We start from the raw sequence: 7585 nt of genomic DNA, 5'->3' as shown, positions 1-7585 counted from the left end.
CGTCGCGCAGGCGGAGCGCGACCTGCCCGGCCGCCGCCTCAGCCGGACCGATCACCGCCTGGTACGGGACCAGCCTGGCCTCCCGGACCCGGGCGCCCAGGCTGCCCCGCTCCCGGCCGGCGACCTCCGCGCGCAGGCCCAGCTCGGCGCACCGCGCGGCCAGCGCCTCGGCGTCGGGGAGTTCGGCGTCGGACACGGGCAGGATCGCCAGCTGTTTCGGGGAGAGCCAGGCCGGGAACGCGCCGCCGTGCTGCTCGATGAGGTGGGCGACGGCCCGCTCGACGCTGCCGATGATGCTGCGGTGCACCATGACCGGACGGTGCTTCGCCCCGTCGGCCCCGATGTACTGGAGGTCGAAGCGCTCCGGCTGGTGGAAGTCCACCTGGACGGTCGACAGGGTCGACTCACGGCCCGCCGGGTCCGCGACCTGGACGTCGATCTTCGGCCCGTAGAACGCGGCCTCGCCCTCCGCCGCCTCGTACGGCAGCCCCGACGCCTCCAGCACCTCGGTCAGCAGCGCGGTCGAACGCCGCCACAGTTCCGGGGCGGCCACGTACTTCCCGCCCGGCCCCGGCAGGGACAGCCGGAACCGGGCCGGGCGGATGCCCAGCGCCTCGTACGCCTCCCGGATCATCTCCAGCGCACCCCGCGCCTCCCCGGCGACCTGGTCGAGGGTGCAGAAGATGTGCGCGTCGTTCAGCTGGATGGCCCGTACGCGGGTGAGCCCGCCGAGCACCCCGGACAGCTCCGCGCGGTACATGCCGCCCAGCTCCGCCATCCGCAGCGGCAGTTCGCGGTAGCTGTGCGCCCGCGAGCGGAAGATCACCGCGTGGTGCGGGCACAGGCTGGGCCGCAGCACCAGCTGCCCGTCGCCGACGTCCACCGGCGGGAACATGTCCTCGCTGTAGTGCGCCCAGTGCCCCGACAGCTCGTACAGCTCCCGCTTCCCCAGCACGGGCGAGTACACATGGCGGTAGCCCGCCCGCCGTTCGGCGTCCCGGACGTACTCCTCCAGGACGTGCCGCAGCACCGCCCCGTCCGGCAGCCAGTAGGGGAGACCCGCGCCGATCAGCGGGTCGGTGTCGAACAGCTCCAGCTCGCGCCCGAGCTTGCGGTGGTCGTGCATGGTGGTCTCCTCGTGTACGGAGGCGAGTCACCCGGCACGGCGAAGCCCCGGGGCACTCGCCCCGGGGCTTCGTCACTGGTCATCAGTCAGCGCGCCGGGACACTCTCCGGCGTCGTCGTCATGGCGGCAGGCTGCATAGCGCCGATGCTAGCGACGGCTCTCCGCAGCCCGCATCCGGTTTTCCGCCCGGACGTGGCGGGAAGGGCCCCGCTCACTTCGTCCCGACCGAGTCCAGGTGCGCGAAGACCACCACGTTGTCCTCGTAGTCCTTCGCCTTCCGGTCGTAGTTGCCGCCGCAGGTGATCAGGCGCAGCTGCGCGTCCGGGGTGTCGGCGTACACCTTGTCGTCCGGGAAGTCCGCCTTGCTGAACGTCTCCACACTGTCCACGGAGAACGAGGCCACCGTCCCGTCGGCGCGGGTGATGTCCACGGTCGCGCCGGGTTTCAGGAACCGCAGCTGGAGGAAGACGGCCGGCCCGGTCGTGGTGTCCACATGGCCCGCCACGATCGACGTCCCCAGCTCGCCGGGTGCCGGCCCGTCCTTGAACCAGCCGACCAGGTTCTTGTCGTTCGGCGGCGGCGCGTCGAGCCGTCCCGAGGGCCCAATCGACAGCGGCGTGAACGGCGCGTCCACCGCGATCGACGCGATGCGCAGCCGCGTCGGCTCCGAACGGGGCAGCGACGGCGACTCGTCCGGCTCGCCGGCCGCCGCACCGGCGGAGGCGGAGGCGGACGGGGAGGCGGCGGCGGAGACCGCGACCGAGGGAGCGGGCGGCTTGTCGTCCACCGGCGAACCGATGGAGTGGTAGATCAGGACCATGCCGAGCCCGGCCACCGCGAGGGGCCAGAACAGGGCCCGGCTCAAAGAACCGGTGGGGGCCGCGGTTCCGGGGGCGGGGGATTCGGAGGTCTGCGGGGCGGCCATGGGGAACGTGCCTTTCGTCCGGGCGGGTGCGGTACGAGGGGGAAAACGCGGGCGCCGCGGCCGCCGTCCGCAGGGACGGCGACCGCGACGGCAAGGACCCGCGGGCCGGTCAGGCCATCGCACCGCCGGACGCCTGGCGGCGGCGGAGCCGGTACGCGGCGACACCCGCGCCACCGAGGAGCAGCAGCGAACCGGCGGCCAGACCGCTGCCGGTCATCGCCATCGCACCGCCACCCGTGTGCATGCCGCCCTGCGGCTTCTGCTCGTCCTTGTACTTCCCGCCCTCGTCGCCCGGCTTCCACTCGCTCACGGTCTGCGCGAGCGCGCCGCCACCGGCGTGGACACCACCGGCGGGCTTGTCCTCGTTCTTGTACTTGCCGCCTTCGTCGCCGGGCTGCCATTCCTTGCTGACGGTCTTGGCGAGGGCGCCGCCTCCGGTGTGGACGCCGCCGTGGGGCTTGTCGGCGTCCTTGTACTTGCCGCCCTCGTCGCCGGGCTGCCACTCCTTGGCGACGGTCTTGGCGAGGGCGCCGCCTCCGGTGTGGACGCCGCCGTGGGGCTTGTCGGCGTCCTTGTACTTGCCGCCCTCGTCGCCGGGCTGCCACTCCTTGGCGATCGTCTTCGACAGGGCGCCGCCACCGGCGTGGACGCCACCGTGCGGCTTGTCCTTCTTCCAGCCGCCGTCGGAGTCCCCGTGCTCGGCGGCGGACGAACCGCCGTGGTTCTGGTCGGCGGCCACCGTCATCGCGTAGGCCGTCGGGGTCGTGATGGTGAGTACCGCCGTGACGGCGGCCGAAGCGAACAGCGTGCGGGCAGAGCGCATCTGTCACATGTCCTTTCGTCGCCCCTGCGAGGAGTGACGGTGTGTCGACTCCTGGTGACGCAGCGGCTACGTGAACCACCGTCGAGCCGAACCGGGGACCGCGCCATCGGGAGAGCGCCGCATGGGGGCCGTGCCATGGGCCCAACGAGTGGCTGCGAACGGAACATCACCCATTGGACGGCATGGCGCACCCCCGCGAGGTTTGGCCACCGCCCCGCACGACCGGGCGCCCGGCCCGTGCCCGCACCCCGTCAGTTCAGCAGCGCCCGCGCCGCCCGCGCACCGCGCCGCACCGCCTCCGCCGCGTCCGGGTCCACGCCCTCGACGACCCGCGCGTACTCCTCCATCGCGGCCGCGCCCCGCAGGAACTGCCCGGAGCGCACCAGCAGCTGGGCGTGCTCGTAGCGCAGCGCCGCCGGGTGCGACGGCAGGAGCAGGGACAGCTCCACCGCCCACAGCGCCACCGCCGTGTGCTCCGGGCGGGCCGCCGCCCAGGCCCGGATGTTGTTCAGGACCCGCAGCACCACCTCCAGCGGGCGCGCCGGCTCCAGCGACGACGGCTCCCACCGCTCCCCGGTCGCGCTCGTCACCATCAGCTCCGCGTCCTGGTCCGACAGCGGCCGCCCCCCGGCGAAGGGATCGGCCAGCACCCGCTCGGCCGGATCGCCGAACCCGACGACGAAGTGACCCGGCAGCGCCACCCCGTACACCGGGGCACCCGCCCGCCGGGCGACCTCGATCCACACCACCGACAGCAGGATCGGCAGCCCGCGCCGCCGCCGCAGCACCTCGTGCAGCAGGGACGACTCCAGACGCCGGTAGTCGGCCGCGGAACCCTCGAAGCCGTACCGCTCACCGAGCAGTTCGGCCAGCGCCGACGCCCAGGCGCGGGCGCCGCGCACCCCGTAGGGGAGCTGCCCGGCGAGCCGGTCCAGCTCGATCTGCGCCTCGTCGATCCCGCGCGCGTCCAGCTCCGGATCGGCCACCGCCGCCACCAGCAGGCACAGGAGCGCCAGATCGGGCCGTTCGGCGCGGGCCTCCTCCGCGAACCGGCGGCGCAGTTCCTCGCGGTCGTTCTCCTCGACGCCCACGGTCACACCGGCCGGAAGTGGTGGTACAGGTGGTGGACCGCGAAGCCCATCCCCTCGTACAGGGCGCGGGCGCCCTCGTTGTCCGCCTCCACCTGGAGCCAGGCCGCGGACGCGCCCTCGTCCGTCGCCTGCCGGGCCAGCGCGGTCATCACGGCGGTCGCCAGCCCCCGGCGCCGGTGCTCGGGGGCCACCTCGACCGCCATGAACCCGGCCCACCGCCCGTCCACCACGCACCGCCCGATCGCGGCGGGCGCCTCCTCGCCCGGCTCGCCGGGCACGGTGGCGAACCACACCGAGGGCCCGCCGTGCAGCACGGCCGCCACCTCCGGGCCCGGTGCCCCGACGCGCTGGTAGCGGGCGAGCCACTCCGGCCCGGCCGTGCGGGACAACCGGACGCGGGACACCTCGGCCGGCAGGTCCCCGACCGGGGCGAGCGCCGCGACGCGCAGCTCCGCCGTCACCTCGCGCCGCCAGCCCCGCTCCTCAAGGGCCGCGCACAACTCCTCCTGCGCCCCCTCGGCCCCGGTCGCCGTCTGGATGTACGCGGGCAGTTCCCGGTCCGCGTACCACTGGCGGACACGCCCGAGCGCCGCGTCGAGCGGAACGCCGGGGTCGCCGAGGGGCAGCACCGAGTTGGCGCGGCGGGTGAATCCGGCGGAGGCGCGCAGCAGCCAGTCGCCCAGCGGTTCGCTCTCCACGGGCGGCCAGGCGCGGGCGGAGACCCGGGCGAGTTCGGCGAAGGTGGCGGCGGGGCCGCGCCGCCGGGCCGGGGCGGACGGCACGACCTTCCCCGCGACCAGGGAGGACGCGGGGATGCGCACCGACTCGCCGCTGCGGGGTGTGACGGACAGCACACCGTCGTCCCACGATGTGAGAACGCCGACCGTGTCGGTGAATTTCGGGCCCTGGGGGCCGTCTTCGGTCAAACGCCGGACTGATACCCGTTTGCCCACGTCAGCTGGTGCAATTCGGACCTCCAGCCGTCCGCCGATGGTGAATTCCACAGCTCTGTCCGCCCCTCCTGTTCGGTTCGTGCCCGCGAACGGAGATACTAGGGGCGGGCATCGACGACGCCGCGCTCCCGCGCGAGAGCCAACGCCCTACCGAGGAGGAACGACAGCGTGACCTACGTCATCGCGCAGCCTTGTGTCGACGTCAAGGACAAGGCCTGCATCGAAGAGTGCCCCGTCGACTGCATCTACGAGGGCCAGCGGTCCTTGTACATCCACCCGGACGAGTGTGTCGACTGCGGAGCCTGCGAGCCGGTCTGCCCCGTGGAAGCGATCTTCTACGAGGACGACACCCCGGACGAGTGGAAGGACTACTACAAGGCGAACGTCGAGTTCTTCGACGACCTCGGGTCGCCGGGTGGTGCCTCCAAGCTGGGCCTGATCGAGCGGGACCACCCGTTCGTCGCCGCGCTGCCGCCGCAGAACCAGTAACAGCGCCCGGCACGTGCGCCGCCGCGGTCCCGTACGGCTCGTCGCCGTGCGGGACCGCGGTGTTTCCCGCCCGCCCTCCCGGACCGCCCGCGTGACCCCCGTACGAGAAAGCAGAGAGCCGTGTCCGCAGTCTCCTCCCGCCTCCCGGTCTTCCCCTGGGACAAGCTGGCGCCCTACAAGTCGACGGCCCAGGCCCACCCGGACGGCATCGTGGACCTGTCCGTGGGCACGCCCGTGGACCCGGTGCCCGAGCTGATCCGGCAGGCGCTCGTCGCGGCCGCGGACAGCCCCGGCTATCCGACGGTGTGGGGGACCGCCGAACTGCGGGACGCGCTCACCGGCTGGGTGGAGCGGCGGCTGGGCGCGGTCGGGGTGGCCCACGAGAACGTGCTGCCGGTCGTCGGCTCCAAGGAACTGGTGGCCTGGCTGCCGACCCAGCTGGGCCTCGGCCCCGGCGACAAGGTCGCCTACCCGCGCCTCGCCTACCCCACGTACGAGGTCGGCGCGCGGCTCTGCGGCGCCGAACCGGTGGTGTACGACGACCCGACCGCGCTCGACCCGGCCGGCCTCAAGCTGCTCTGGCTCAACTCGCCGTCCAACCCCACCGGCCGGGTCCTCGCCCAGGACGAACTGGTCCGGATCGTCGCCTGGGCCCGCGAGCACGGTGTGCTGGTCTTCAGCGACGAGTGCTACCTGGAGCTGGGCTGGGAGGCCGAACCGGTCTCCGTGCTCCACCCGGACGTGTGCGGCGGTACGTACGAGGGGATCGTCGCCGTCCACTCGCTGTCCAAGCGGTCCAACCTGGCCGGGTACCGCGCCGCGTTCATCGCGGGCGACGCGGCCGTGCTCGGCGAGCTGCTCCAGATCCGCAAGCACGGCGGAATGATGACGCCCGCCCCCGTCCAGGCGGCGACCGTCGCCGCCCTCGGCGACGACGCGCACGTGGCCGAACAGCGCACCCGGTACGCCGCCCGGCGCGCCGCCCTGCGCGCCGCCCTGGAGGCGCACGGCTTCCGCATCGAGCACAGCGAGGCGAGCCTCTACCTCTGGGCGACCCGCGACGAACCGTGCTGGCAGACCGTGGCGTACCTCGCCGAACTGGGCATCCTGGTGGCGCCCGGCGACTTCTACGGACCGGCCGGCGACCGCTTCGTGCGGGTCGCGTTCACGGCCACCGACGAGCGCGTCGAGGCCGCGGTCAAGCGCCTGGGCTGAGCACACGCGCACGCGGGGGCCGCGAGGAGTACGCACTCCCCGCGGCCCCCGCGTCGTGGGCCGGGACGGACTCAGCCGAGCGGCAGGCCCTTGGCCAGGGAGTCGGCGGACAGGCCGCCGCCCTTGCCCTTCGCACCCTTGCCGTGCGTGACCTTCTGGGCCGCCGGGCCGGCCTTGGAGCCGAGGTCGGTCACCGCCTTGCCGGCCACCGGCAGCGTGGTGCCGACGACCTTGCCGCCGGTCTTGCCCGCGGTGTCGGAGACCGGCTTGGCGGCCCCTTCGACCGTCTTGCCGAGACCGGAGCCCTCGACGCTGGTGAGGCCACCGAGGTCCGCGGTCTGCGGAAGCCCCGCGGCACCCGCGGCACCGGCCGCACCGACCACGGGGGCCGCACCCGCCGCGATCAGCAGCGCGGTACGGGCGATCCGGCGGGTCAGGGGGAGGGACATGATGCTCCTTCGACGGGAGAGGAAAACGGGCTGTCCGTGGCTCGGACGCACTGACAACCGCCGTGGGGGCGGGTGAGGTTGCGGTACGCCGACGTAAAGAACTGGCAATGCGTCGGATAATCCGCAACGGAGGAACCAGGGCAAACAGTGCGCGCCGCGCCCGCCCGCCGAACCGTCACTCCCCTTACGGGACACGGCTCGCGGAGAACGGCGCGCCGGGGTTCCGGCCGCCGCCCACGGGCCGCCCGGAGCATGCGACGGTACGCCCGCAGGGGCGAAGGCTCGTACGCGTGCGCGGGCACCCCTCGGTGCCGTTCGCCCGGGGTCAGCGCACCAGGCGCAGCCGTACCTCGCCCGTGTCGGAGGCCCGCAGCCGCGCCGTCTCGCGGTCCGTGCGCCAGCCCTCCCCGGCCGCCCACACCCGGCCCCCGTAGGCGACTTCGTCGATGCCCAGCGCCTCGGACTGGGCCACCGCCCAGTGCGCCAGCTCCCAGCCCCGCTGCGGCACCCCGTC

The 7585-nt window shown here is 73.8% G+C and carries 8 protein-coding genes and 1 pseudogene; 2 read left to right on the top strand and 7 right to left on the bottom strand.

The genetic code is table 11. The features are described 5' to 3' along the window. From thrS to MHW47_RS29425, 5 genes are all read right to left on the bottom strand, one after another. The coding region (gene thrS / locus MHW47_RS29445; protein WP_239226814.1) for a threonine--tRNA ligase at positions 1-1126 on the bottom strand (1126 nt) is incomplete at its 3' end. A 211-nt stretch (positions 1127-1337) separates the two neighbouring features. Then, complete coding sequence (locus MHW47_RS29440) at positions 1338-2051, bottom strand: class F sortase (protein ID WP_239226813.1); 714 nt, start codon at positions 2049-2051, stop codon at positions 1338-1340. A gap of 109 nt (positions 2052-2160) precedes the next feature. Next, positions 2161-2874: a hypothetical protein gene (locus tag MHW47_RS29435; protein WP_239226812.1), complete on the bottom strand. Its 714-nt coding sequence runs from the start codon at positions 2872-2874 to the stop codon at positions 2161-2163. 251 nt (positions 2875-3125) lie between these two features. Further along, the gene (locus MHW47_RS29430) at positions 3126-3965 is read right to left on the bottom strand and encodes a transglutaminase-like domain-containing protein (protein ID WP_239226811.1); all 840 of its coding nucleotides are present in this window, start codon (positions 3963-3965) and stop codon (positions 3126-3128) included. Positions 3966-3967: 2 nt separating this feature from the next. After that, on the bottom strand, positions 3968-4969 hold the full coding sequence (locus MHW47_RS29425) for a GNAT family N-acetyltransferase (RefSeq protein ID WP_239226809.1): 1002 nt from the start codon (positions 4967-4969) through the stop codon (positions 3968-3970). Positions 4970-5086: 117 nt separating this feature from the next. Between MHW47_RS29425 and fdxA the strand changes: the two genes are divergently transcribed. Together fdxA and MHW47_RS29415 are read left to right on the top strand one after the other, a co-directional pair. Next, positions 5087-5407: a ferredoxin gene (fdxA, locus tag MHW47_RS29420; RefSeq protein ID WP_028438930.1), complete on the top strand. Its 321-nt coding sequence runs from the start codon at positions 5087-5089 to the stop codon at positions 5405-5407. Positions 5408-5527: 120 nt separating this feature from the next. Beyond that, the gene (locus MHW47_RS29415; protein WP_239226808.1) at positions 5528-6622 is read left to right on the top strand and encodes a bifunctional succinyldiaminopimelate transaminase/glutamate-prephenate aminotransferase; all 1095 of its coding nucleotides are present in this window, start codon (positions 5528-5530) and stop codon (positions 6620-6622) included. Between the two features lie 71 nt (positions 6623-6693). On the opposite strand, the gene MHW47_RS29410 is transcribed toward MHW47_RS29415, so the two are convergent. Beyond that, the gene (locus MHW47_RS29410; RefSeq protein WP_239226806.1) at positions 6694-7071 is read right to left on the bottom strand and encodes an ATP-binding protein; all 378 of its coding nucleotides are present in this window, start codon (positions 7069-7071) and stop codon (positions 6694-6696) included. Positions 7072-7396: 325 nt separating this feature from the next. Then, positions 7397-7585 (bottom strand): annotated as a pseudogene (locus MHW47_RS29405) (hypothetical protein); the annotation flags it as partial.

The organism is Streptomyces sp. OfavH-34-F (assembly GCF_022347745.1).
Taxonomy (GTDB): Bacteria; Actinomycetota; Actinomycetes; order Streptomycetales; family Streptomycetaceae; genus Streptomyces.
The sequence above is the reverse complement of the archived record's forward strand: the minus strand, read 5'-3'. Positions and strand labels throughout refer to the sequence as shown.

Coding starts and splice junctions, on each gene's coding strand:
- MHW47_RS29410 (WP_239226806.1), bottom strand. CDS start 7,071: ATGTCCCTCCCCCTGACCCGCCGGATCGCCCGTACCGCGCTGCTGATC.
- MHW47_RS29435 (WP_239226812.1), bottom strand. CDS start 2,874: ATGCGCTCTGCCCGCACGCTGTTCGCTTCGGCCGCCGTCACGGCGGTA.
- MHW47_RS29440 (WP_239226813.1), bottom strand. CDS start 2,051: ATGGCCGCCCCGCAGACCTCCGAATCCCCCGCCCCCGGAACCGCGGCC.